Origin of the sequence: Paraburkholderia sejongensis (assembly GCF_020880815.1) — a bacterium.
GTDB lineage: Bacteria > Pseudomonadota > Gammaproteobacteria > Burkholderiales > Burkholderiaceae > Paraburkholderia > Paraburkholderia sejongensis.
Map to the genome: position 1 here is coordinate 154,490 of NZ_JAJITD010000011.1, position 24,425 is coordinate 178,914.

The 24,425-nt window shown below is 64.8% G+C and carries 27 protein-coding genes; 9 read left to right on the forward strand and 18 right to left on the reverse strand.

Features of this window, described 5'->3' with window-relative positions; genetic code table 11:
* Window positions 1-43: 43 nt before the first annotated feature.
* The 7 genes from LJ656_RS22145 to LJ656_RS22175 all read right to left on the reverse strand — a co-directional run bounded on the left by LJ656_RS22145 (window position 44) and on the right by LJ656_RS22175 (window position 6,631).
* Complete coding sequence (locus LJ656_RS22145) at window positions 44-283, reverse strand: RebB family R body protein (RefSeq protein WP_230511534.1); 240 nt, start codon at window positions 281-283, stop codon at window positions 44-46.
* A 54-nt stretch (window positions 284-337) separates the two neighbouring features.
* Window positions 338-958, reverse strand: coding sequence for an RNA polymerase sigma factor (locus LJ656_RS22150; protein ID WP_230511535.1), 621 nt, complete (start codon window positions 956-958; stop codon window positions 338-340).
* A 154-nt stretch (window positions 959-1,112) separates the two neighbouring features.
* Complete coding sequence (locus tag LJ656_RS22155) at window positions 1,113-1,697, reverse strand: LutC/YkgG family protein (protein ID WP_230511537.1); 585 nt, start codon at window positions 1,695-1,697, stop codon at window positions 1,113-1,115.
* Window positions 1,684-3,087 (reverse strand): lactate utilization protein B, encoded by a 1,404-nt coding sequence (locus LJ656_RS22160; protein WP_230511538.1) that lies wholly within the window; start codon window positions 3,085-3,087, stop codon window positions 1,684-1,686. The genes LJ656_RS22155 and LJ656_RS22160 overlap by 14 nt, the downstream gene beginning before the upstream one ends.
* Window positions 3,084-3,827, reverse strand: coding sequence for a (Fe-S)-binding protein (locus LJ656_RS22165; RefSeq protein ID WP_230511540.1), 744 nt, complete (start codon window positions 3,825-3,827; stop codon window positions 3,084-3,086). Before LJ656_RS22165 ends, LJ656_RS22160 begins: the two co-directional genes overlap by 4 nt.
* Window positions 3,828-3,985: 158 nt before the next feature.
* Entirely contained in the window at window positions 3,986-4,732 is a 747-nt protein-coding gene (locus tag LJ656_RS22170; protein WP_230511542.1) for a FadR/GntR family transcriptional regulator, read from the reverse strand.
* 126 nt (window positions 4,733-4,858) lie between these two features.
* Window positions 4,859-6,631 carry a S10 family peptidase gene (locus LJ656_RS22175; protein ID WP_230511543.1) on the reverse strand — a complete coding sequence of 591 codons (1,773 nt, stop codon included), beginning with the start codon at window positions 6,629-6,631 and terminating at the stop codon, window positions 4,859-4,861.
* A gap of 255 nt (window positions 6,632-6,886) precedes the next feature.
* Between LJ656_RS22175 and LJ656_RS22180 the strand changes: the two genes are divergently transcribed.
* Window positions 6,887-7,876: a ferritin-like domain-containing protein gene (locus tag LJ656_RS22180; RefSeq protein ID WP_230511544.1), complete on the forward strand. Its 990-nt coding sequence runs from the start codon at window positions 6,887-6,889 to the stop codon at window positions 7,874-7,876.
* Window positions 7,877-8,062: 186 nt separating this feature from the next.
* Here the strand turns inward: LJ656_RS22180 and LJ656_RS22185 are convergent, their stop codons facing one another.
* Window positions 8,063-9,544 (reverse strand): RNA polymerase factor sigma-54, encoded by a 1,482-nt coding sequence (locus LJ656_RS22185; RefSeq protein ID WP_230511545.1) that lies wholly within the window; start codon window positions 9,542-9,544, stop codon window positions 8,063-8,065.
* Between the two features lie 516 nt (window positions 9,545-10,060).
* On the opposite strand from LJ656_RS22185, the gene LJ656_RS22190 reads away from it, so the two are divergent.
* On the forward strand, window positions 10,061-10,393 hold the full coding sequence (locus tag LJ656_RS22190; RefSeq protein WP_230511547.1) for a BON domain-containing protein: 333 nt from the start codon (window positions 10,061-10,063) through the stop codon (window positions 10,391-10,393).
* A 170-nt stretch (window positions 10,394-10,563) separates the two neighbouring features.
* Here LJ656_RS22190 and LJ656_RS22195 read toward each other — a convergent pair whose 3' ends face one another.
* A complete protein-coding gene (locus tag LJ656_RS22195) occupies window positions 10,564-11,016 on the reverse strand; it encodes a PA2169 family four-helix-bundle protein (protein ID WP_230511549.1) in 453 nt (150 codons plus the stop codon).
* Between the two features lie 277 nt (window positions 11,017-11,293).
* On the opposite strand from LJ656_RS22195, the gene LJ656_RS22200 reads away from it, so the two are divergent.
* On the forward strand, window positions 11,294-11,560 hold the full coding sequence (locus LJ656_RS22200; RefSeq protein ID WP_230511550.1) for a hypothetical protein: 267 nt from the start codon (window positions 11,294-11,296) through the stop codon (window positions 11,558-11,560).
* Window positions 11,561-11,710: 150 nt separating this feature from the next.
* On the opposite strand, the gene LJ656_RS22205 is transcribed toward LJ656_RS22200, so the two are convergent.
* The 5 genes from LJ656_RS22205 to LJ656_RS22225 all read right to left on the reverse strand — a co-directional run bounded on the left by LJ656_RS22205 (window position 11,711) and on the right by LJ656_RS22225 (window position 14,554).
* Window positions 11,711-12,292 (reverse strand): glycine zipper 2TM domain-containing protein, encoded by a 582-nt coding sequence (locus LJ656_RS22205; protein WP_230511552.1) that lies wholly within the window; start codon window positions 12,290-12,292, stop codon window positions 11,711-11,713.
* 102 nt (window positions 12,293-12,394) lie between these two features.
* Entirely contained in the window at window positions 12,395-12,739 is a 345-nt protein-coding gene (locus tag LJ656_RS22210; RefSeq protein ID WP_230511553.1) for a DUF1488 family protein, read from the reverse strand.
* Window positions 12,736-13,308, reverse strand: coding sequence for a DUF4142 domain-containing protein (locus LJ656_RS22215; RefSeq protein WP_230511555.1), 573 nt, complete (start codon window positions 13,306-13,308; stop codon window positions 12,736-12,738). Before LJ656_RS22215 ends, LJ656_RS22210 begins: the two co-directional genes overlap by 4 nt.
* 86 nt (window positions 13,309-13,394) lie before the next feature.
* Entirely contained in the window at window positions 13,395-13,946 is a 552-nt protein-coding gene (locus tag LJ656_RS22220) for a type 1 glutamine amidotransferase domain-containing protein (protein ID WP_230511557.1), read from the reverse strand.
* A 263-nt stretch (window positions 13,947-14,209) separates the two neighbouring features.
* Window positions 14,210-14,554 (reverse strand): chemotaxis protein, encoded by a 345-nt coding sequence (locus tag LJ656_RS22225; protein WP_230511559.1) that lies wholly within the window; start codon window positions 14,552-14,554, stop codon window positions 14,210-14,212.
* Between the two features lie 222 nt (window positions 14,555-14,776).
* Here LJ656_RS22225 and LJ656_RS22230 point away from each other — a divergent pair, with 222 nt between their 5' ends.
* Entirely contained in the window at window positions 14,777-16,060 is a 1,284-nt protein-coding gene (locus LJ656_RS22230; protein ID WP_230511560.1) for a DNA topoisomerase IB, read from the forward strand.
* A 68-nt stretch (window positions 16,061-16,128) separates the two neighbouring features.
* Here the strand turns inward: LJ656_RS22230 and LJ656_RS22235 are convergent, their stop codons facing one another.
* Together LJ656_RS22235 and LJ656_RS22240 are read right to left on the reverse strand one after the other, a co-directional pair.
* Window positions 16,129-16,425, reverse strand: coding sequence for a hypothetical protein (locus tag LJ656_RS22235; RefSeq protein WP_230511561.1), 297 nt, complete (start codon window positions 16,423-16,425; stop codon window positions 16,129-16,131).
* A 63-nt stretch (window positions 16,426-16,488) separates the two neighbouring features.
* Window positions 16,489-16,824: a hypothetical protein gene (locus LJ656_RS22240; protein ID WP_230511563.1), complete on the reverse strand. Its 336-nt coding sequence runs from the start codon at window positions 16,822-16,824 to the stop codon at window positions 16,489-16,491.
* Between the two features lie 326 nt (window positions 16,825-17,150).
* On the opposite strand from LJ656_RS22240, the gene LJ656_RS22245 reads away from it, so the two are divergent.
* The 3 genes from LJ656_RS22245 to LJ656_RS22255 all read left to right on the forward strand — a co-directional run bounded on the left by LJ656_RS22245 (window position 17,151) and on the right by LJ656_RS22255 (window position 18,751).
* Complete coding sequence (locus tag LJ656_RS22245) at window positions 17,151-17,651, forward strand: PRC-barrel domain-containing protein (protein ID WP_230511564.1); 501 nt, start codon at window positions 17,151-17,153, stop codon at window positions 17,649-17,651.
* A gap of 29 nt (window positions 17,652-17,680) precedes the next feature.
* The gene (locus LJ656_RS22250; RefSeq protein ID WP_230511566.1) at window positions 17,681-18,094 is read left to right on the forward strand and encodes a DUF3175 domain-containing protein; all 414 of its coding nucleotides are present in this window, start codon (window positions 17,681-17,683) and stop codon (window positions 18,092-18,094) included.
* An 84-nt stretch (window positions 18,095-18,178) separates the two neighbouring features.
* A complete protein-coding gene (locus LJ656_RS22255) occupies window positions 18,179-18,751 on the forward strand; it encodes an FUSC family protein (protein ID WP_230511567.1) in 573 nt (190 codons plus the stop codon).
* 55 nt (window positions 18,752-18,806) lie between these two features.
* Here the strand turns inward: LJ656_RS22255 and LJ656_RS22260 are convergent, their stop codons facing one another.
* Both LJ656_RS22260 and LJ656_RS22265 read right to left on the reverse strand, forming a co-directional pair.
* Window positions 18,807-19,775: a cupin domain-containing protein gene (locus LJ656_RS22260; protein ID WP_230511569.1), complete on the reverse strand. Its 969-nt coding sequence runs from the start codon at window positions 19,773-19,775 to the stop codon at window positions 18,807-18,809.
* 171 nt (window positions 19,776-19,946) lie between these two features.
* Complete coding sequence (locus tag LJ656_RS22265) at window positions 19,947-21,407, reverse strand: carbohydrate porin (protein WP_230511571.1); 1,461 nt, start codon at window positions 21,405-21,407, stop codon at window positions 19,947-19,949.
* Window positions 21,408-22,315: 908 nt separating this feature from the next.
* Between LJ656_RS22265 and LJ656_RS22270 the strand changes: the two genes are divergently transcribed.
* Both LJ656_RS22270 and LJ656_RS22275 read left to right on the forward strand, forming a co-directional pair.
* On the forward strand, window positions 22,316-22,456 hold the full coding sequence (locus LJ656_RS22270; protein WP_230511573.1) for a hypothetical protein: 141 nt from the start codon (window positions 22,316-22,318) through the stop codon (window positions 22,454-22,456).
* Window positions 22,457-22,669: 213 nt separating this feature from the next.
* Window positions 22,670-24,421, forward strand: a complete 1,752-nt coding sequence (locus LJ656_RS22275) for an ABC transporter permease (RefSeq protein ID WP_230511574.1) — start codon at window positions 22,670-22,672, stop codon at window positions 24,419-24,421.
* Window positions 24,422-24,425: the final 4 nt, after the last annotated feature.

Below are 24,425 nucleotides of genomic sequence, written 5' to 3' on the forward strand. Positions count from 1 at the left end.
CGAACTCTCCTGTCGGCTCGCGTTTGCTCGAAAGTGCCGCGAATTACGAGCTCTTCTCGCCGATCGACATGATCAGCGACACCGCCTTCGACACCACCGCTGTCGAAATCTGATTCAGCGATTGCTGGCTATGCACCGCGTTCTGCAGCGACAGCCCGGCCGAATGACTGGCCACCTGGTACAACGCTGCGATCGCCTGGGCCGGCGCTTCGGCCACGACCTTGACGTTGGTCTGCGTTACGGCATCCGTGATCTGCGCGTTGACTGCGGTTGAGTCCGCCATGGAATGCTCCTTGAGGTCGCGATGAGTTCGAGGGTCAGCACATCGATGAACGTCTCAACCGCACACGCGTGAACCCATGGCGGTTTTTTTCCGCGGGCTGTCCGCCGCCTTGCGCAGCTTCTTGCGCAATAGCTCGACCCGTTTGCGAGCGAGAGCTTCGCTGATCTGCAACTCGCCGGCAATCCTCGCGTACGACAACTCCTGTTCGAACTTCAGCGCGAACAGCCGGCGCTCGTTCGCCGACAGATCGTCGAGCGCGCTCGCGATCAGCGACAGGCCCTCGCCTGATTCGAGCGTCTGCGTCGGCGACGGCGCGCTCTCTGCGAGCATCGCGAAATGCTCTACGTCGAACTCGTCGCAATAGAAAATCACCCGTGCTTCACGGCCCACCTGACGGACCCGGTCGACGAACACATGATTCAGTACCACGAACATAAAGCCTTCTGGATTGCGAATCCGCTCGGGCATCCGCCGCATATAGAGCAGTGCCTTGAGCGCGGTGTCGGCGAGCAGTTCGTCGGCTGCCTCGGCATCGCCGCGCACCAGGCGGCGCGCGCGCCGCGTCAGTTGCGCACGCACGTTGCGCCACGCGCTTTCGAAGCGTGCATTGGTCGCGACGATATCCGCACGACAATCTTGCGGAAGCGGAAATGGGATCTTGAATTCGAGGTCCATCGCGTTCTCACAGTGTTGTTGCACGTGAGCTTGGCGATAGACGTGGGCGATGGCTGTTACTTAGGTGACAACGACAACGGGCTGCGCCGCGAACCATGCGGGCTGCATTGATGATTGATTACGCGAGACTGACGACGGGAGTGCCGGCGAACCCTCAAGCCGCCAACCACACAACGGTCAACGACCGCACCCCCTGCGCACCGCGAATCAGCACCCCTTCGATATCGGCGGTCGCCGAAGGCCCGGTGACGAGCGCCGCGTAGCGGGCGCTGAGAAAATCGTCGCGGCGATAAACGTCCTGCAAGCCGTCGAGCAGTTGCGCCGGATCGAGCAGCACGACCAGATGCTGGACGATATAGCCCAATGCATTGACCACGTATTCGCGTTCGCTGAACCAGACCGAGCCGGTCTCGGCGACGCCGAAACGCGCACGCACGACGCCCACGTCGACGTCCTGCAACGAGGCCGGCTCGGTATCGGCCGAAATAACACGGGTGCCCGGCACTTCCGGCACCGCCGATGCAATCGATGCGCCCGCGCCGAAACGCTCGCGAATCAGCTCGCTGACATCGTTCGCATTTGCCGCTTCGACACAACTGCCGCCCATCGTCTGCAACGCGGCCGTGAAACGTTCGCGCAAATCGCCGCCGCGCGCGTCGAATAGCGGCACGTCGGGACGCGGACGTCCGACCGGCTGCGCGGCGCGCACTTTAGCCAGAAAGTCCTCACGCGTTGTCATCGCCGCCTCCGCGATTCTTTTTGTACCACGCATGAAAAGTCATTTTCGGCGCGTCGGGCAACTCGCGCTGCCGCCCCCAGATGTTCAGCGGGTTGTACAGCACGAAATTCGGCAAGCGCCGCAACGCGCTGCCCATCGACGCGACCGTCGCGCGATACAAGGTCGGACTCGCGAGCAGCCGCCCCGCCATCTTCAGTACTTCCTGCTTGACGAACGGCACTTCGTGATGCTCGGCGATCACCGCGCGCCACTTGTAGATCTGCTCGTGAATATTGATCTTCACCGGACACACGTTCGTGCAACTGCCGTTCAGCGTCGATGCGAACGGCAGCGCGCTATAGCGTTTCAGATCGAAGGTCGGATTGATGATCGCGCCGATCGGCCCCGAATAGGTACCGCCGTACGAGAGTCCGCCGCTACGTCGATAGACCGGACAGGTATTCATGCACGCGCCGCAGCGGATGCATTTGAGCGAGTACCAGAAGTCCTCCATCGCGAGCCGCTCGGAGCGGCCGTGATCGACGAGGATGTAATGCATCTCGGTGCCGGGGCGCGGCACGCGGAAATGCGACGTGTACTGCGTGATCGGCGAGCCCAGCGCGCTGCGCGACAGCATCCGCACGAAGACGCCGAGATCGGCTACTTTCGGAATCAGCTTCTCGATTCCGATCGATGCGATATGCAGCGGCGGCACGTTGGCGGACAGATCGGCATTGCCTTCGTTAGTACACACGACCACCGTGCCGGTCTCCGCGACCGCGAAATTGCAGCCGGTCATGCCGGCGGTTTTCTCGCGCACGAAATACGGCCGCGTATTCATCCGCTGACTTTCGGCCAGATAGTGAATGTCGCTATTATGCGGATCGGTGCCGATCGTGCGGCCGAACAGTTCGGCCACGTCCGCGCGCAGCTTGTGCACCGCGGGCACCACCATATGGCTCGGGTCCTGATGATCGAGCTGCTGGATGCGCTCGCCGAGGTCCGTTTCCATCACCGTGATGCCGCGCGGTTCCAGGTATTCGCGCATCCGGCATTCGTCGGTGAGCATCGATTTGCTTTTCACCAGCGTGGTCATCCCGCGCTCGGACATCAGCCTGTGAACGATCGCGTTGTGTTCTTCGGCGGTCGCGGCCCAATGGACAACCACGCCATTCGCTTCGGCCGCGGCGGCGAATTGTTCGAGATAGTCCGCCAGATGCGACAGCGTATGCTCCTTGATCCCCGACGCGAGCGCGCGCAAGGTCTCCCATTCAGCGATCCCATGCGCCTGCGCATCGCGCTTCTCGCGCAGATCCCACAACCGCCGGTCGTGAAACGCAACGTGTTCGCTCTTCTGGATAAACGCACCGGCCGCCTTCGCGTGATCGATGCGCGGTTCGCGTCCGCTCATGCGCGCGCTCCATTGAGAACCTGCGCGATATGAATAAAGCGCGCGTCGGCCTTCATCCGTTCCGCGCAGCCCTGCTGGTGCATCAGACACGACATGTCGCCCGACACGATATATTCGGCGCCCGCGTTCAGATGGTCGCGGACCTTGTCCTGCCCCATGCGGACCGACACCGCCTCCTCGGTCACCGAGAACGTGCCGCCGAAACCGCAGCATTCGTCGGGACGTGCCGGCTTCACGAACTCGATTCCCTTCACGCCTTCGAGCAAGGTACGCGGCTTCGAAAACGGCACGCCCGCGATTTCCGACGCCGAAGCCTGCTTCAGATGACGCAGCGCGCTGCAACTGGTATGCAGTCCGACCCGATGCGGAAACTCGGCCCACGGAAACTCGCGCGCGCCGACCACGTCGTGCAGGAACTCGACCAGTTCGTAGGCGCTCGCGCGCACCTTCTTCACTTCATCGGTCTGTTCGAGCGCGCTCAGATGCTCGCGCACGTGATGGATACAGCTCGCGGACGGGCCGACGATGTAGTCGTAGCCGGCGAAGTTGCGCGCGAACAGGCGTTCGGTCGCGGCGGCGTCGGCATGCGCGCCGCTATTGGCCATCGGCTGGCCGCAGCAGGTTTGCTGCTGCGGATAGTCGACCTCGATGCCGAAACGCTCGAGCAGTTCGAGCGTCGCGATGCCGACTTCGGGATAGAACGCGTCGATGAAACACGGGATAAACAGCGCGACTTTCATAGCTTCCGGTGGGGAAAACGGCGGCGGGAATCGTGACCGCGCGGCGCACGGCTAGACTGGTCATGTTGGTCTGACCAAGACTATAGAAAAGTCCGCTGGGGGTGTCAATTGGATATCGATCGGGGTGGCGGCCGGGCCCGCGCCGCCGGGCGCGCCGCTCAGGACAGCGCGCTGCTGACCGGCTTCGCCGCGTCGTCCTTGTAAAGCTCGCGCACGAACGCCAGATGCCGCTCGGCGGCCTTGCGCGCTTTGGGCGCGTCGCGCGCGATCACCGCGTCGTAAATCGCCTGATGCTGGTTCATCAACTGCTTTTCCATCGCGGCGTCGTAGTCGATCAAACGATGATACTGGCGCATCCCTTCGCGAATCAGCGTGTGAATGCCATGCATCACGTGCGCGAGCGCGACGTTGTGCGTGGAGTCGGCGATCGCGAGGTGGAACGCAGCGTCGAGTTCGGCGAGATTGGCGCGGTCGCCGGCCTGCGAAGCGGTTTTCAACGCGTCGAACGCGGCGTCGATCTTTTTCAGATCGGCGGCGTTCGCGCGTTGCGCGGCGTAGACGGTCGAGATCGCTTCGAGTCCCTGACGCAACTCCAGAATGTCGGCGCTGGTGCGCGGATTTTGCAGCAGCAGTTCGGCGAGCGGCTTGGAGATGATCGGCGCGGTCACGTCGACGACCGTGAAACCGCCCCGCCCCGAGGTTTCGATATAGCCGTCCGCTTCGAGCCGGATCAACGCCTCGCGCAGCGACGGCCGCGACACGCCGAGTTGCGCGGCGAGATCGCGTTCGGCCGGCAGACGGTCGCCTGGCATCAGCGTGCCTTCCGAGATCAGTTGTTTGATCTGGTCGGACACCACGTCGGAAATGCGTTTGCGCGCGAAGGACGGGATCGGGGTGAATGGCATGGGCAGCAATCGGTAAAGCCGGTGGACGGAGCGGCCGGCCGCAACGGCGTGGGCGCGGCGGCTGCGCGGTGCGTTGCAATTATAGCGGCCGGCTGCGCACGCCGATCGTGCGCGACGCGCGCCCGCTCATTGGACCGGCGCGCTGTAGAAGCTCGCCAGATCGCGCTTGAGCGCATGCAGCGCGGCGTCGTCGAGATAAACCATGTGGCCGGTCCGATAGTACGTAATCCGTATGTTCTCGCGCAGCGTGCGGTCGAGATCGAGGTGCGCGAGCGCGTATTCGGTCGCGTAGAACGGCGTGGCCAGATCGAAATAGCCGTTCAGCGACAGCACCCGCAAGCGCGGATTCTGCCGCATCGCTTCGGCGAGATCGCCGCCCGCGTACGGCAATTGCAGATGCTCGCCCCACCACTCGCGATGCTTCCAGTCCCACTGCCGCAATGCGTCGTCGTTGAACACGCGGTAGCGCTCGGCCGGCGTGTAATGCAGATCGTCGGCCAGATGCTGATGAAGCGCCGCGTTGAACGCGTTCGCTACGCTGCTCACCGACGCGTCGAAGTCGGGATGCTCGGACGCGGAGTCGGCATCGATGCCTTCGAACCGCGCGTCGTAACGGCCGACGCTGCGCGCCTCGTCGCGCAGCAGTTCGCTGCGAAAGCGCGACGGGTACAGCTGCAGATGGTTGCGCTTCACGAAGCCGACGTCGAGCCCGGTGAAGTACGCGACGCGCGCGGCGATCGCGTCGCGCTGCTCGTCGGGCAACGCGTCGCCTGCCGCGAGCGCCTGTTCGTACGGACCGCGCGCGAACGCGCGCGCTTCGTCGAGAAACGCCGGCAGGTTCGCGGGCTTCGGCCTGACCTTGTCGTGATACCACGCGATCGCCGCGAAACTCGGCAGATAGCTTTCGCTTTTGAAATCGAGGCCGGGCGAGAACGCGGCGGAATCGAGCACCGACGACAGCAGGATCACGCCGTTCAGCGCGATATCGTTCTGCCCCAGCTCGTAAGCGAGCATCGCCGCGCGCGCGGTGCCGTACGATTCGCCGAACAGATACTTCGGCGAATTCCAGCGCTGGTTGACCGTCAGATAGCGGTCGATGAATTGCACGAACGCGCGCAGATCCTGGTCGACGCCCCAGAAGTCCTTGCCGCTGCCATGCCCGACCGGTTTCGACAGACCGGCGCCGATCGCGTCGATGAATACGAGGTCGGTGGTGTCGAGCAGGCTGTCGGGGTTGTCGTCGAGCGTGTACGGCGCGGGCGGCGTGCTGGCGGGGCTCGCGGTGCGCACCCGCTTCGGCCCGACCGAACCCATCAGCAGGAACACGCTGCCGGCGCCGGGGCCGCCGTTGAACAGGAAGGTGACCGGACGCGTCGACGGCGTTTTCGTCGGCACCGTGTACGCGACGTAAAACATACTCGCATTGGCCGCGCCGCTTTTGTCGTGCAAAAGCAGATTGCCGGCGGTTGCGGTGTAGTCGAGCTTGCGGCCGTTCAGGCGTAGCGAATGGGTGGTGACGCTGGAAGTTTCCGGTGGGACCGGCGTGGCTGCGGACGACGCTGCGCCGTCGTGGTGCGGGTGGTCCGTTGCATTCGGAACGTCTGTCGTCCGCGCGGCTTGCGGATCTGCGTGAGAAGCCGCGCGCCTGGGTGGCTGATTCGCCGAACTGCTGCGCGGCGCGGCGCTCGTGTCGGAGCCTTCGTTGCCGGTGACAGCCGAAGCGGCGGCCGCCGCCGGTGCACCAACCACCTCTGGCGGCGCATCCACCTGCTCCGCTGCCACACCCGCTTCACCGAACGTCGCCACACTGCCGGCACACAGCAGCATCGTCAGCGCGAGAGCGGGCCGTCGCAACGTCACCGGCATCCGGCACAACGAAAAATGAATGCGCATGGCCATAAAGTATTCCGTCATGAGTCGACACGCGCCGAAGCGCAACGCGCCCGCTTCGACAACCAGCCGGCGCTCGATTCTTGACGCAAGTTCGCGCGCAGTCAATCGCCCGCGCAAACGTGAGTCGCAGCTTACAAACCGCTTGTTTCGCCGCTACACGAAGCTAAACGACGCTAGACGTCCCTACCGAACGCGATCGCAACACGCCCACAAGTCGTGGCAGAATCGAAGCCGCTTTGGTCGCCAGCCCGGAGAACATTCATGGTCCAACCGGTAATAGACGCATTCGACGCCGCCGCGCTGATCCCCGGTTTTCGCGCGCCGCAACTGCCGCGCGGCGAGGCCGACGGCCCGGCCGTCGCGGCCGCGGACCACACGATGCGCCACTGGACCAGCGCCGCGAGCGGCGCGCTGATTCCCGGCTCCGACGCGCACCGCCGCGAAATGTGCCGGATGTTTCGCGAAACCTTCAATCCCTATCGCCCGTCCGTGCTCGCGTGGCCGCAACTCGAAGCGGCGACGTTGCAGCGGATCGTCGCGCTGCCGATCTGGGACATCGCGGTGCAGACCGAAGGCCGCGCGCGTCTGCGGATGGCCGCGTACGCGGCGTCACTCGACGATCCCGAGTTGCGCGACGCGCTCGCGCTGAACGCATGGGAAGAAAACCGCCATAAAGAAATCCTGGCGCGGATGGTCGCCGCTTACGGCATTCCGCTCGCAAGCGAGCCGCCGTACGTTTATCCGCAGGACACCGAACGGGCCTATCTGGTGACCGGCTACAGCGAATGCATCGACAGCTTCTTCGCGTTCGGGCTCTTCGAAGTCGCGCGACGCTCGGGGCTGTTTCCGCCGGAACTGATCGACACGTTCGAGCCGGTGATGCAGGAAGAGTGCCGCCACATTCTGCTGTTTGCGAACTGGGTCGCGTGGCATCGCGCGCAATTGTCGTGGTGGCAGCGCGTTCGCTTCGAGCTTAAGGTGGCGGGCGTATGGATGTTTCTCGGCTGGGAACGCATCGGCCTCGCGCGCGCGATGGATGCGGAAGGCAACGTGCACGAGCACGACAACAACTTCACGGTCAACGGCGCGCAATCGGTTTCGGATGCGGACATCAGCGTGCCGGAACTGATGCGTCTGTGTCTGGCCGAGAACGACCGGCGCTTCGCCGGCTACGATCCGCGCCTGCTGCGACCGACGACGATGCCGCGACTGGTCCGCTTCGCGTTGCGGTTTGCGCGCAAGAAAGGCTGATCCGCGCGACGCTAGCCGGTCGCGCAAAACAGTTGCCACGCGAACCCGGCGGGCCGGCGAGACGTCCACAGACGGCAAAGGGCCATGCGGGCGGACAGCCTCGCATGGCCCTTTACGCAACGTGCGGGTATCGCTAGCGCGGCTTGAACCGTTGCGGCAGCCGCGCCGAACCCCGTGCGCCGATCCTTACAACTGCCGGCGCAACTCCGCCGGCGGCACCTTCATCAGATGCCGGTATTTAGCCACCGTGCGCCGCGCGACCAGCACGCCCTGGTCTGCGAGCATCTTCGCGAGCGTGACGTCCGACAGCGGATCGCGGGTATTCTCCGCGGCGATCATTTCCTTGAGCAGCGCACGCACCGCCGCGGCCGAGCAGGTGCCGCCGCTTTCAGTGCCCAGCTCGCGCGGGAAGAAATGCTTGAATTCGAAAATCCCGCGCGGCGTGGCCATATATTTGTTGCCGGTCGCGCGCGAGATCGTCGATTCGTGCAGGCCGAGCTCCTCGGCGACGTCGCGCAACACCATCGGCTTCAGCGCAATTTCGCCATACTGAAAGAACGCCTTCTGATGCGCGACGATGCATTCGGCCACCCGCTGAATCGTATCGAAGCGCTGCTGCGCGTTGCGGATCAGCCAACGCGCTTCCTGCAACTGCTGCGCGAGCGGCGAACGGCTCGCGCCGGCCGACTGCGCAAATAGTTGCGCGTACATCCGATGAATCCGCGCGCGCGGCTGCACCGCCGGATTGATCGACACCACCCACTTGTTTCGCACCTGACGCACGATCACGTCGGGCACCACGTAGTTGTCCTCGGTGCGCCCGTAGCAATTGCCCGGTTTCGGGTCGAGCTTGCGCACCAACGCACAGGCCACCCGCAATTGCTCGGCGCTGCAGCCGATCTGCTTTTGCAGTTCAGCCTGTTCGCGGCGCGCGAGCCGCTCCAGATGATGCTCGGCGATCTGCAACGCGACGTCGCGTCCCGGCGTGTCTTCGGGCAACGCATGGAGCTGCAGCGCGAGGCATTCGGACAGCGAGCGCGCGCCGAGTCCGGGACGATCGAGCGACTGCACGAGCCGCAACGCGACCAGCAGTTCCGACTCGGTCAACGCGGGTTCGAGATCGACGCTGTCGGCAAGATCGGCGAGCGACTGACGCAGATAGCCGTCGTCGTCGAGCGCCTCGATGATGAAGCGGGCCACCGCGCGATCGCGGTCGCCGAGACGATACAGACGCAGCGCATCGTGCAACTGTTCACGCAAGGTCGGCTGCGAGCGCGCCCATTCGGCCGGATCGCTGCCGTCCGCGTCGCTGCTCTGGCGCGCCGAATTGCGGCTGCCGTAGTCGCCGGAGAAATCGGCCGGCATGTCGTCCGCGCCGCCGCTTTCCAGCGTATCGCCGGCCGCGCTTTCGGCCGGCAGCGAATCGGTCTCGCCGGCGGCAAGGGTGTCGGCGGCGGGCAGCGCGCCGGTGTCGTCGGCCGGCGAAGCGCCGGCGAGTGCCACGTCCTCCGTCTCCGCCGAATCGTATTCGAGGAACGGATTCGTATCGAGCGCCGTGCGCAGCTCTTGCTGAAATTCAAGCGCCGACAGTTGCAAGAGGCGCACCGACTGCTGAAGACGCGGCGTGAGTGCAAGAGACTGCCTTGTGCGTAGTTCGATAGAAGGCATGAAGTAGATCCCGTTCGTTAGTAGCCAATGGCTGAATCAGCGAGTTCTTTCTTCAGAGCAACTGTCGTACCAGCTCGCGCAAAGTGCTGTTTTATTTAAGCTTTGTTACGTGGCGCACATTGAATGAGGAGCCTTGCACGGCCCTTATTTACAAATCCTGCGCAAAATCCGGTCCCTTTCTTCACAGCGCGCAGCGAGCGCCGCGCGCCGCTCGCGGTGCGCCATTCATCAGTTCAAAAGCCCGGTGGCGCTGGGGCTCCGGCTAGCGGCGGCGATCGCGCGCAAGGACCGGGCACGATGCTTGCATATCAGGCTGTGTGGACGGGCGCCGGCTCGGGCACAGCGTAATGCAGACTCCCCGAGTCTTCTGTGCGCTGCCCCGCCGACGTCCGGTGTCGAGAACGGGCCCTGACGGTACCGTAGCGGCAACGACCCACGTGCGTCATCAGCGGTTACGGCCGCGATCGGCCACCGGCAACAAGACCGCCATCTTTATCAACACCTGAAGGAGAAACCATGAAGACCATCCAGCTTCTGAAGACCGCGGGCAGCATCGCTATCGTTGCATTCGCTCTGCACGCGAACGCGCAGACCACCACGCAGGCACCGGCGTCGGAAAGCGTCGGTCAGCATATCGACGACGGCGCGATCACGACCAAGGTGAAAGCGGACCTGCTCGCCGCAAAGAACGTCAAGTCGACGCATATCCATGTGAAGACCCATAAGGGCGTCGTGTCGCTGACGGGCTCGGTCCCTTCGGCTGAGGACCGGAGCGCGGCGGAAGAAGTCGTGCAAAACGTGAAGGGCGTCGCGAGCGTGAAAAACCACCTGAAGGTCGGCGCCGAGTAAGTTCGCGTGGCGCGATAAGTTCAGGCGACCGGCTCGCGCCGGTCCGATCAGCTGAACAGAAAGAGCCGGCATCCCTGTATGCCGGCTCTTTTTTACGCTGCGTGCTTGCGTGAAACGGGCGCCGCGGGCCGCATGGGCCGCGCCTCGCGCGACGCGGCCCGCTCCATTGCTTAACGCTTCATCGCCGCGTACTGGTCGCGCAGATCGCGCACCCGGTCATGAGTTTGCAGCACGCCCTGATACTGCCGCTCGACGATCGCCCGCACGTCGGCCGGCAGATCCTTTTCAAGCGCGTCGTGATAGCGCTTCTTCGCGACATCCTCGCCCTTCTCGCACTCGGCGAGAATTTCGTGATCGCTGCGATCCGTGACCGCCGACTTCACGTCGACCCAGCCGCGATGCAGCGCGCCGCTCATACTGCCGCCGGTTTCGGGTTTACCGCCCAACGCCTGCACCGCGTCCTGCAGTTCACGCGCGCCGCGCGAGCAATCTTCGGCATTGATGCGGAACATCTGCTTCAACTGTTCGTCGTGCGCATCCTCGGCTGCCTTGAGAAAGCCCTTCTCGCCATCCTTCGACGTTTCAACGAGATCGTTCAATACGGAAACAACGTTGGTAGCCATTCAATACCTCCAAGGGTTCGTTCATCGCGGAATCCGCCGCACGAGGCCAGTTAGTCCTGCGCGATGAAAAAGCTCTCACTCGCGGCGGGGTTCTCAGGCTACGTCGCATGACGCGTGCCTGCCGTGCTTCTGTGCGGGAACGCGGTCAACGGCATGGCGATTGCTATTGGCATTCGTCTTGTCCGGCTCGGCGCCCATCCCCGAGCGGCGGAACAGACCACGCAACGAACACGATCGAACCACGATCGGCAGGCTATAAACGACAGGGAGAATCGCCATGAAAAAAAACGCCAGCATGAAATTTCTCGCGATGATCGCAATCATGACCTCGGCCACGGTGATGCAGATCCGCGAGCATGTCGCGCCGCCCGACCCCGCGCGCGCCGCTCAAGCCGATTCGATGTCCGGTTGCGAAGGCAGCCACGGCGGTTTCGCGCCAGCCGCCTGCGGGCGGCTGCACGAGCGGCTGCACGACCAGCAACCGGTCGAACAACGGCAGCGCGCTGCGCAGCCCGCGCACACCGGGCGGCACGTCTGGGTGTAGCCGCGGCGCGCCGGTGCGCGCCATCCAGACAGATACGCGGACATGCAAATGGCAAACGGCCCGATCGAAATCGGGCCGTTGCTATTGAATTGCCATTCAATTGCCATTTATCTGCGCGCGTATGTTCCGCGCTCTGCGCTATTTTATCCGTTACGCGCGCTTCTCCGCGAACTCATTAAGCGGTTGCGGCGTTCTCAAAGGATCGAAATCGGCCCAGCGTCCCTGCTGCCAGCGTCCGGTCGCCTTTTCGATCGACACGCCGCCCGCTTCGCGCAGCACGCGCGCAGCTTCGAGCTGATTGTCGGGCTCTACGTGCACGGCCACCAACACCCCCGAATCGCGGGTCTCCTGATGAAACGGCGAATGGTGTGCGCCTTGCTCCCGCTCGCGCGTGCCGGCCATCGCGCCGACCAGCGAACCGACATACGCGCCGACCCCGGCCGCGATGATCGACACCAGAAGCGGTGCGCGAAACGCCGCGAAAATCCCGACCCCGACGATCGCGCCGATCACCGCGCCGATCGTCACGCCGAGCCCCGCCCCTTTGGGCGCCTTGCGCGCCGCCGGGTCGGTGGCGGTATCGCCGCCGATCGGATAACGCGCATGCTGACCGCGCGGATTGACGAAAAACAGCGTGACGTCCTCTTCGACGAACCCTGCGTTGAACAGCTTCTGCGCCGCGGTTTCCGCGGCCGGGAAAGTGGTGAAGCGTGCTGCGACGATGAGTGACATAAGGCCTCCTTATCGTTGGTCGATGGCGTTCGCGGAGCATGCGGCGGCGCTTGCGCGACCCGCGAAACCATGCGGCGCGCGACTCGCCGGCACGTGGCGGCGCTACGCCGTAGCGCCGCGATCCGGTTCCATGCCTTCCACTCTGAACAGTCCGCTATGCAACACTACGCTTTCTCCGTTGTTCAGGTCGAGCGCCTCCGCGCAGACCGAGCGGATACGCTGGCGGCCTTTGTCGAACGCGGCCAGCAGAGCCGGTTCGAGCGCGGAATCGGCGCCGAAATGATCTTCGAGCGCCTCGGCGGTGATCGCGCAGACCACCGCCGCGCCGTCCACCCGCGCGAGAAAGCGCACCGTCAGATTGGCGCCGTCGAAGTCCGGTTTGTCGTCGGGGAAATTGATCTGCATAAGGGAATCCTCATAGGCGGGCCGTGGCAGGATCGCGTTCATGACGAACCCTTCATCGTGCCCGCGAGCTGCTGCGCCATCTCGAGGTGATGCTTGATGGTCGGCAGCGCCTTTTGCGCGGCGGCCTTGAGTTGCGCATCGGTGCCGCTCTCGCTTTGCTGCTGGAACAGATCGACCGCGCGCTGATGCGCTTCCACGCCGACCTGCTCGACGTAGGCCCGATCGAACGCGGCGCCCTGCAGCCCCTGGAGCTTGCCGACCAGCGCGGAATCCTCCGCCGGCGCCGGTTTGAAGCCCTTCTTCGCGACCAGCGCCGCCATCTCGTGCGACAGCTTCGTATGGTCGGCGATCATCTGCTGCGCGAACTTCTTCACGTGCGGATCGCGCGAATTTTTCAGCGCGATCTTGCTGGCGGCGATCTCGGTCGCGTCGGACTTCGACGCTTCGAGCACGAACTGCTGATCGGCCGGCGACAATTTGGTGCCGCTGACCGGCGCGGCGCTCGCGGGCGCATCGCTCGCCTGCGCGTGGGCGGTGTCGACCAGTGCGGCGCTGCCGCCGAAGGCGGTTAGCGCAGCCGTCAACACTTGTAGGGAATACCGGAATTTCATGCATTTTCTCCCTATGAATCCAGCGGGTCCGCGGGCATGTCGAAAGCGCGCTGCGTGCCCGTTCGACCGAGCGCGAACCGAGCCGCTCAAGCCGCCTTGCGTTTGGACAGTTGCGCGATCAGCGTCCGGTTGAACGCCGGCAGATCGTCGGGCTTGCGGCTCGAAATCAGATTGCCGTCCTCGACCACTTCGCGATCCACCCACGTGCCGCCCGCGTTGCGAATGTCGTCCTGCAAACTGGGCCAACTGGTCACCGTGCGGCCGCTGATGATGCCCGCCGAGACCGGCAGCCACGTGCCATGACAGATCACCGCAATCGGCTTTTTCGCGCTGTCCGCCGCTTTGACGAAAGCCTGTGCCTGCGGCAGCAGCCGGATCGCGTCGCCGTTCACGACGCCGCCCGGCAGCACCACCGCGTCGTAGTCGTCTGGCTTCGCGCTGTCGAAAGTCGTATCGACGTCGACCGTATCGCCCTTGTCGACGTGTTTGAAGCCCTGGATCTTGCCGGCCTTAGCCGAGATCACATGGACCGTCGCGCCCGCATCGGCGAGCGCCCGTTGCGGCTCGACCAGCTCCGCCTGCTCGAAGCCGTCTACCGCGAGTACCGCCACTTTGCAGCCCTTCAGTGCGTCAGTCATGCATGTTCTCCTGAGAGACGGCGCCGGCACTGCGCACGAGGCGTTGGCCTTGAAACGATGTGCAGTGTGGTGCGGCGCTGTCGATAAAGTGTGGATACGCAAAACCCGTGCCCATGCGATGCACGGGGTTCGATGACGAGCGGCCGTGCCGCGCCGGATCGCGCCGCGGCTGCTCGCGGACCTGATCTCGAAACGCCTGGGATCCCTGACGAGTCCGCGATCATGCCGGGCGACCGGCGTCGCAGTGCCGGTAAAAGCAGCCGTCAGAGGTTCGTTTCGTCGTCGCCGGCCTGCTCGTCGTCCGGGGGCACCTGCGGCTCGATCACCTGGTCCGTTTCGATGTCGCGATCGGGTTCCAGCGTCGAATCGCCATCGGCCGCGGCCCGCTCACCGGTGCCGCTGCGATCGGTGTCGCTGCCGAGTTCGCTATCGCCGGTTTCGAGCGCGTGGTTGTCGAGTTCGCTGTCGACGTCGAACTCGTGGCGCTTCGCGCCCGCGACGTCGCTGCCGCTGTCGGACGAATCGCTCGGGCCGAGCGTGCCGGTCGTGCCGGCGGTCTGCTTGATCGTGTGTTGCGGCTCTTCATCGGGATTCAAGGTGCTGCTCATGGAAACGCCTCCCTCTTCGGTTGGTTACGCCGGAGAGATCGCAAGGACCGTTCCGCATGGTTCCGGCGTGGTTCCGCCTGGTTCGGCTTGCATCGCCGCACCGCGCACACCGGGTAGGCCGGAGTGTTGGGCATCGCCCTTGCTTCGTGCCGATCCATCATCGAATGCGCGCCGCTGTCCGACCGCGCGCCCCGACCCACATCCGAGACCACCCGTATAACGATGGCTACCGCGACTCGCACCCCATCCGCCGCCGCAAACGGCGCCGCCGGCGACATCCCGATGCCGCCGGGTCTGCGTCACGCCGATGACAGCAAACCGGGCTATACGCGCAAGCGCGAGCGCAACGGCTTCGTCTATTACGACACGAACGGCAAACGCATCGTCGATAAAGACGTGATCCAACGGATCAATTCGCTGGCGATTCCGCCGGCTTACGAACAGGTGTGGATCTGCCCCGACGCACGTGGTCACGTGCAGGCGACCGGTCGCGATGCGCGCGGCCGCAAACAGTATCGCTATCACCCGCAATGGCGCGAAACGCGCGACGCCGACAAGTACCAGCGGCTCGCCGAGTTCGGCCGCGCGCTGCCGAAGATTCGCGCGCGCGTCGCGCGTGATCTGAAATTGCCGGGGATGCCGGGCGACAAGGTGATCGCCGCGGTCGTGCAATTGCTCGACACGACCCAGGTGCGGATCGGCAGCGTCGAATACGCGCGCGAAAATCAGTCGTACGGATTAACCACGCTGCGCAAAAAACACCTGAAGATCGAAGCCGGCCAACTGCGCTTCCGGTTTCGCGGCAAGAGCGGGATCGAGCACGACGTGACCGTCGACGATCGGCGCATCAAACGGATCGTGCAGCGCTGCGCGGAACTGCCGGGCCACGACCTGTTCCAGTATCTCGATGAAAGCGGCGAGCGTCACACGGTCGGCTCGGCCGACATCAACGACTACCTGCGCCGCGCGAGCGGCGCGGACTTCACCGCGAAGGATTACCGCACGTGGGCCGGCAGCGTATTCGCGCTTGCGGCGCTGCGCAAGCTCGTGTGCGACAGCGCGGCCGACGCGCGCCGCCATATCGTCGCGACCGTGAAGGACGTCGCGACGCTGCTGCGCAACACGCCTGCCGTGTGCCGGCGCTGCTACATCCATCCGGAGGTCATCAGTGCGTTCGAAGCCGATCAATTACAGAGCCTCGCGCCGGGCCAGTCGCGCCGGGGCCTGAAAGTCGATGAAGTCGCGTTGGCGATGCTGCTCGCGCAGGCGCAAAAACGCGCGGCGCGACTCGCCCGCGAAGCTCGCGGCAAAGCACGCAAACCGCCGGCCGGCGACAGCGTCGATCGTTCACTGACGGATCTGTTGAAGAAGTCGCGCGCGGTGCGCAAGAACGCCGGCGCAGCGCAGGAAAAAACCGCTGCGCGCAATGTGCGCCGGGCCAGCGACGTGCGTGCGCGGCGTGCGCTCAAGGACGGCACGGCCGACGTGAAACGCGCCCCTCAGTGATAACCGCGATGCGCGAACAGGCGACGCAAAGGTCACGCAAACGCGGCTCGACAGCCGCACGGCCCCGCTCAGCGTTCTTCCTCGAACGCAGCCATTACGAGCCACATGTCGCGTTCGCCGTCGCGGATCTCGGCTGCCAGCGCATACGGATCGCCCGGCGAGCACACGCGAGCGAGCGCATGACGCGCGATCTCGCCGTTGTCGAACACGCGCTCCGATAGCGGCCGCACTTCCTGTTTGCCTTCGAACATCGGTTGATGCCGGCGATACACGAGCGTCTCGGCCTTCCAGTTGCTGAAGCATTCGCGCACGTGCGCGAAGTCGCCGCCGCAGATGTTCGCCTGATAGTGGATCTTGTTAGCCACGATCATTCTCCCCGCCGCAGGCGCGCGCTACCGCCGGTATTGCGCGCCTGCTTCGATGCTGCGTTACTGCCCCTTCGTATCGCTGCTTGCGTTAGCGCCGGGCATATTCGTCGAATCGGTCATCGGCTTGCTCTTCGACTTCGCGTTCGACATCTGATGCGGGTGCTGCTTCATCGTCTTCGAACCGCCGGTCGCCCCGGTCGTCGGACCCGTCGCGCTCATCGCGCCGGTCGCATTCGACGCGGGCTCGTTGCCCGCGGTCGGCGCAGCGGTGGCGGCGCCGTGCGCGTTGCCGCCGCCACCGCCGCTATTGCCGTTGCCGCCGCCCGCCTGCGCGAAGGCCGCGCCGGAGATCGCGACACACGCCGCGACCAGCCATGCTTTGGGAGAGGTATTCATCGATGCGCTCCGTGAAGTAAGGACGATTGGATGACGCCGCGCACTGTTGCCCGCGCCGGCGCCGCTGCCACTTTCAATCGAGCAAGGGCTATGCCCCGCCTTGGGCGAGCGCGGGTGAAGACGCTTTGCATCGATCGGGTAACGCCTTCGCGATCGCGCGGCCGTGCACGAGCGAAATAATTTCAAATGCGCTCGCATCCTTTACGCGAGCGGCGCGCATCCATGCATCGCTGGCCTGCGCCGCTGTCTTCGCGTCGGCCGTCGACGGTCGATGGAACGGCCGTTGCTGCAGCGTCGATACCTAAACCCTTCAGAGGAGTCCAATCATGATTAACCAGACCCAGACGCAAGGCGCGAACATCGTCGGCAAAGGCGCGGCAACCGCGGAAGGCCCCGGCCCGGACGTGATGGCCGCCGCGACGCTCGATGGCAACAAGGTCGTCAGCAGCGACGGCGAGGATATCGGCAAGATCAAGGACATCATGCTCGACGTGCGCTCGGGCCGGGTCGCCTACGCGGTGTTGTCGAGCGGCGGCTTTCTCGGCATCGGCGACAAGTTGCTGGCGATTCCGTGGAACGCGTTGACGCTCGATACCGAGGAGAAATGCTTCGTGCTGGGCATGACCGCCGAGCGCGTGAAGAACGCGCCGGGATTCGACAAGGACCACTGGCCGGCGATGGCGGACCAGACGTGGGCCACCTCCGTACACCAGTACTACGGCAGCGAACCGTACTGGGGCGGTAGCGTCTATACCGAGCGCAACGATCTCGGCGTCGGCACCGTTCCGCCGTCCGATGCGCCGGAGGCCGGCGGCGTGAAGCTTTAAGGACTCGGGAACGACTCAGGAGAAGCGCGATGGCGTCCCGCAAAAGCAGCAGCAAATCTAAACGCCCGGTGCCGGGCCGCAAGTCGGGACGCCCGCCGCGCCAGCGGCATGCGCACGCGCATGCCGCGCATCGCGCGAAAACCGCGAAGACCAATGGCGGGAATGGAACGAAGAAATGGTCGCATCACGTGATGGAAACCAGCGATGCGATGGACATCCAGAAAGATGTGTTTAAAACCGGCAGTGCGGAATCGATTGCGCAATCGTTGAAACATTCGTCGACGGTGAGCCGGCGCCGCAAGGGCACGCCGTTTCAATCGGCGATGTCGATGCTGAACTTCTATATCAATCGCGCGGGCAGAAATCTGCCGAAGGAGCGCCGCGATACATTGCAGAAAGCCAAGCGCAAACTGCGCGAAGCGTTTGGGCGCGAACCGCGTTAGCGCGTCGAGCCGCCTTGGCATGCGCAAGCGCGAACGGAGCCGCTAGAATACGGCGCATTCCTGCCGCCGCGAGATGCCCGATCGATGACGCCGTCCGACGATTCACGCCCCGCCTCGCGCACCCGCGCGGCCGATGCGCTATTTGCCTTCCTCAAATCGCTGCCGCTCGGCGACCGGCTGATCGAGGGCGGCTTCATGGCTGTGCAGGCGGTCGCGGGCGCGAGCCTCGCGTTCGGCATCGGCCGCGCGCTGCACACCGAGCAGGCGTTCTGGGCCGCGATCACCGCGATCGCGGTCAGCCAGCACAGCTACGTGGACACCCGCAAGCTGTCGCGCGACCAGTTCATCGGCGCGATGGTCGGCGGCGTTTGCGGCCTGATCGGCACGCTCGCGGGCGGCGGACACTTCGCTGCGTATGCGGCGACGGTGGCGATCGCGATCATGATCTGCTGGGTCGTCAATGTAGGCAGCGCGGCGCGCCTGGGCGGCATCACCGCGACGATCATGCTGCTGGTGCCTGGCATCGGTCCGGCGTGGGACAAGGCGTTTTTGCGGCTCGCCGAGGTCACGCTCGGCACCGTTTGCGCGCTGTTGATCGCACGGCTGATGGCGTCGCTCGAACGGCGCGCGTTCAGCAAGCCGGAGCAGTCCAAATAAATTCGAGCGGCTCTCTCGTGCCCGCAGGCCCGACCGGCGTGCCCCGCCATTTCACTCAGCTATCCGAACCATCCGGTGCCGGCGCGCGTCGCCGGTAGCGCCCCGGCGTCGTGCCGACGCTTTGCGCGAACGCCTTGCCGAACGCCGCCTCCGATTGATAACCGACAGTCTCGCCGATCTCGGCCGCGCTGCGCTGCGTGCGCAACAGCAGATCGCAGGCGATCGTCATACGGATCCGCGTGAGAAAGTCCATCACCGTCACGCCCGCGCGCTCGTTGAAGTGACGCGCGTAGGTCGCGCGCGACATCGCCGCGTGCTCGCCGAGTTCGGCGATCGTCCACGCGCGTTCGGGCGCATCGAGCATCGCCTGCACCGACGCGCCGAGCCGCGCGTCGGTCAGCAGCGCGAGCACGCCGGCGCTGTCCGCGTTGCGCTCTCCGTGCACGCGCAACGCCATCGCGAACAGCGCGTGGCTCAACGCGGTGACGATCGCCAGCGCGCCCGGCTGACGGCGCTCGGCTTCGCCGCGCATCAACGCGATCAGCGTCTGCAACGCAGTGAGCGCATGCGCACCGCCGAGCGACACGTGCAGCGGGTCCGGCAACGCATCGAGCAGCAGCGCGGCCGAACCGGCTGCGTAGACGAAGCGGCCGCAGAGCAGATCGAGGTCCGCGTGGAGCGTTGCGGCGTCGCCCGCGTAGCCTGCGCGGGCCGCGTCGTTATGCCTGAGCGGCAGCATCCCGTCATGCGCGACCGTCACCGGCGCACCGGCCGCCGAGCGCTTGATGTCGCGCACCCGATGCGCGGCGCCGCGCGGAAACAGCACGAAGTCGCCTGCCTGCAATTGCCGCTGCGCGCCGTCGACCGTTTCGATCACGCACGCGCCGTCGAGCACCAAATGAAAGGGCGCGACGCCCGCCTCCATCGGCGCGTGATCGATATCGAAGCCGCCCGACAGCAGGCAGCGCAGATCGAGGCTCGCTTGCGGGCGAGCCAGATCGATCAAACGACTGAGGGTGTCCATGAGACGCTCGCGCTAGAAGTTGGGTCGAACGAGTATTCAGGATATCGCCGCCGCGCGCAATACTCGCATCACGACGCCGCGCGGTATCAGCGGGCCTCGGGTTCGGCGACACGGCGCTGCGCATGTTTCTTCAGGATCACGTACCAATCGCGACGTCGCCGCGCGCCGGACTCAGAACTGGACCGTCGTGCGTAAGCCGAGCACCGCCTCGTTACCGACGCGCAGCGACGGATTATCCGGCTGCGCAATGCCGCCGCCCGGTCGCCAGAAGTACTGGAAGTTGGCCTGCAACTGCCACCACGGCGCGACCTGATACAGATAGGTCGCCTCAAGGACGGTTTCCGCGCGGCGCGACGGATAACCGGGCGTGTAAGCGGCCTGCGCGTTCGCCAGATCGCGCGCGTGCGAGCCGATCTTCGCGTAGCCGAGCGCGAGCCCGGCCACGTCGTTATCGCGGCCGTTGAACGGCGCCTTCAACGTGATGCCCGCATCGACGGCCAGGTCCACCAGGTTGCGGTCGCCGGGCGCGCCCATCACGCGCGCGAACACGCCCAGCGAGCGCGGGCTGCCCGCAGCTTCGCGCCACACCATCTGATCGGCGACCGCATAGACGCTGTAATTGCCGCGATGGCTGACCGGCACGCCGTTGCTCGCCGGACTCGCGAGCGACACGCCGCCGGTATCGACGCCCTGGTCGTCGAAGCGGTTGCTGTTGTACCAGAAGCCGAGTTTGTAAGTGCCCGGCAAGCCGACCGGTTGCGCGTCGGATGGATTCGCCGACGGCGGGTTGAGCGCGTACTGCACCTCGCCGATCACGAGCGCGCCATTGCCGAGCGGGAAATTCGTGCCGCTCGCGTTGAGCTTTTGCGGATCGCCGTCGAAGACGCCACCGAGCACCGTCACCCCATTCGCGAACGACGCCCGCGCGCGCACCCCGAGCGACGCCAGCGGATAGGCCGGCCCGCCGGCGGGCAGACCGGTCGACGGCAGCACCGGCCAGCCGAACGTCGCATTCATGAAAGTGGCCGCGTACTGGCTCACGATGAATTCCTGGTCGAGACTCTGCTGCCCGATCTTCACATCGACGTTGCCGAGCGACTGCTGATACCACAGCTCCCACAGACGCGTGCCCGCATCCGCTTCGATTCCGCTCGCGGTTTGCAGCGTCTGCAGATTCCTGCTGGTCAGGCTCGTACCGTGAATCTGCAACGCGGACACATTGAAAGTGCCGCCATTCAGACCGAACGCCTTTTGCGTATCGACGACGAAACCGAACTGCGTGACGCCCTGATACGCGCCGCCACGGTCGGTGCCGCCCGACAAGTTGCCCATGTACTCGCTGGTCTCGTGCAGATCGAACGAAATTCCGTAGTTGTCGAGCCACGGACGCAGTCCGCCGAGCTCGCCGAACAGGTTCGCGCGTTGCCGCCATCCGGTTGGCGCGGCGACGTTCGGATCGGCGGACGCCGCCGGGTCCGCGGTAGCGGCAGCCGGCACTTGCGCTTGCGCTTGCTCGCCTTCGTTGCTGCTCTGCGCGAACGCGTCAGGCACGAGACCGAGGGACAGGACCGCACTGATCGCGATCGGCGTACCGCACTCCAACAGTGCGCGTTTGTCGATAATTTTCTTCATGTATTGAGGCGATTGCGGTGAGACGTGGACGAGCGCCACGCGATCACGCGACCGCACCTGCAAGCGGATTTGCAGATGACCGTCAAAAACGAAAAGGAAGCGTGCGACTGGCAGACCGACGGCAAAGGCCGGTCAGTATTGAAGCGCGCTAACCCGACTGGGGCGAGCTAGCGGCGAAGGAGCGAACCTGCGCGACTATCTCGCGGTGGTGTTGCCGGCGCTGGCCGGCATCGGACTTCCACTACCTGAACATGCGTCCACGGAGGACTCCTTCGGATGAGTTGCGGCGGATTGTATTGAGGTTGCCCGTTCATGTGCAAGTAAAAATCGCATCGACACGATCTTCGTCGTCGCGCCAGTCTCCGGCAAACAATCTTGGCTCTGCTTAGCGATTCTGGTTGACTTGTCGTTTTTACCGCGTCTAGAATTCGCCCGTCTTATCAAACGGGGCCAATGCCTTGGACTCTTGCAGTAGTCGATCTTCGAACAGTTTCGCTGCCTGACCGGCAGAACGTCCGCGCCCCTTCCTTGCGCCGCCGTTCCGCCAGCAGGCAGAACGGTGCGCGTCGCAGTCAGTTTCCCTCGTGCACCTCGATCATTAGCGCCATCCGGACGCGGTCTTCGCTCGTCCGTTCTGGCATGCCGTCGCGAGCCGTCATGGTCGCGGCCGCCGCTCGCGCCGCGCTTTCGCGCTGGCGCAAGCGCGCGGTAGAACCTCGCTGTGCGCCCCCGCGCAGCTCAATCCGACGAGGAGCCCAGATGCCCGACAGTGACAGTTGTTTATGCCCATCGCCTGCCCTCTTACACGAGGAAAGCCGCTAGCCCTCTGACGCCGCGCCGAGCGTGCGACGCCGGAATGCCGCTCGGCTTTCCGCTTGCCGCGTCACGCCCGACGCCGGAGAAACGTCATGAAGTTCGCACTGCTTTTGTCGCACCTGCCCTATACCGCCGCGTCGCGCGTCCACTACGAATCGCTGCTGTCGCTCGCGCCGGCCCAGCCCGGTCGACTCGCCACGCTGTGGCGCCGTCTGCGCTCACGGTTCTTTTAGCTCTATCAGGTTCCCGTCACGATCCGCGGCCGCAATCGAAAGATTGTGCTGCTGCTCCTTCGTGGCCGGCGCTTGCTGAACGAGTCCTCTCATCAACTGGTATTTCGTCATGGTCTTACTCAACAACTCCAAGCACAGCGGCGCACGCGCCGCTTGCCTGCATGAGCGCGCGCTTTCGTTGCACACCTGCCCCCACGGCCCCGGAGGTCATTGATGGAGTCCGGCTTCAACCTGACCCGCACCGCCAACGCGTCCGCATGGCGGGTGTTGCCCAATCGCTGGGACTTCGTCGCGTTTCCGCTGATCATCTGTCTGATCGCGATGGCGTCGATCGGCTTTCATGAAACGCTCGCGCCGATGTCGACGCTGCAGACGCAGTCCATCTCGCTCGACCCGGCCAACCTGCCCGAGTACGCGATGCGCACCACGCTGCGCATGCTCGCGGCGATGGTCGCGTCGCTGATCTTCACGCTGGTGTACGGCACGCTCGCGGCCAAGAGCCGCCGCGCCGGTCTCGTGCTGGTGCCGATTCTCGACATCCTGCAGTCGGTGCCGGTGCTCGGCTACATCTCGTTTACGGTGACGTTCTTCCTCGCGCTGTTCCCGGGCCGCGTGCTCGGCGCCGAACTCGCGGCGATCTTCGCGATCTTCACGAGCCAGGCGTGGAACATGACGTTCAGCTTCTACCAGTCGCTGCGCACGGTGCCGCGCGATCTCGACGAAGTGTCGCGCGGTTTCCATCTGACGTCGTGGCAGCGCTTCTGGAAGCTCGAAGTGCCGTTCTCGATGCCGGGCCTGATCTGGAACATGATGATGTCGATGTCGGGCGGCTGGTTCTTCGTAGTTGCATCCGAAGCGATCACGGTCGGCAACCATACGTTCATGCTGCCGGGCATCGGCGCGTATCTGGCGCAGGCGATCTCCGAGCAGAACCTGCACGCGATCGGCTGGGTGATTCTGGCGATGACCGTCGTGATCCTCGCATACGACCAGTTGCTGTTCCGTCCGCTGGTCGCGTGGGCCGACAAGTTCCGCATGGAGTTCACCAGCTCAGGCGACGCGCCCAACTCGTGGCTGCTCGACATGATGCGGCGCACCCGTCTGATCCATCAGTTGCTGACGCCCGCGGGGTTGCTGCTGGCGAGCGCCGCGCGCCTCCGGTTGCGCTCACCGTTCGGCAACGGCCAACGCAACGGGCACGCGGATAGCGCACCGTCGGGCCGGCTCGGCGACATCGTGTGGGGTGTGCTGGTGTTCGTGCTGACCGTCTACGTGATCTATCGCGTGGTCACGTACGTGCGCACCGGCGTCACGCTCGACGAGGTCGGCCACGTGTTCGTGCTCGGGCTCATCACGCTGCTGCGGGTCGTCGTGCTGATCGCGATCTCGTCGTTGATCTGGGTACCGGTCGGCGTGCTGATCGGGCTGCGCCCGGCGCTCGCGCAAAAGATCCAGCCGCTCGCGCAGTTTCTCGCCGCGTTCCCGGCGAACCTGCTGTTCCCGGTGTTCGTGATTGCGATCGTGCGCTTTCACCTGAATCCCGACATCTGGCTGTCGCCGCTGATCGTGCTCGGCACCCAGTGGTACATCCTGTTCAACGTGATCGCGGGGGCGAGTTCGTATCCGAATGACTATCGCGAGGCGGCCGCCAACTTCCGCATTCGCGGCTGGCAGTGGTGGCGCCAGGCAATACTGCCGGGCGTGTTCCCGTACTACGTGACCGGCGCGATCACCGCGTCCGGCGGCGCGTGGAACGCGAGCATCGTGTCCGAGTTCGTCCAGTGGGGCGACACCGACGTGGTCGCTCATGGTCTGGGCGCCTACATCGCCGAGACCACCGCCGCCGGCGACTTTCCGAAAATCATTCTCGGCGTCGCGGTGATGTCGCTGTTCGTCACGCTATTTAATCGCGCGCTGTGGCGCCCTCTGTATGCGTTCGCCGAATCCAGGCTGCGACTCGACTAGGAGT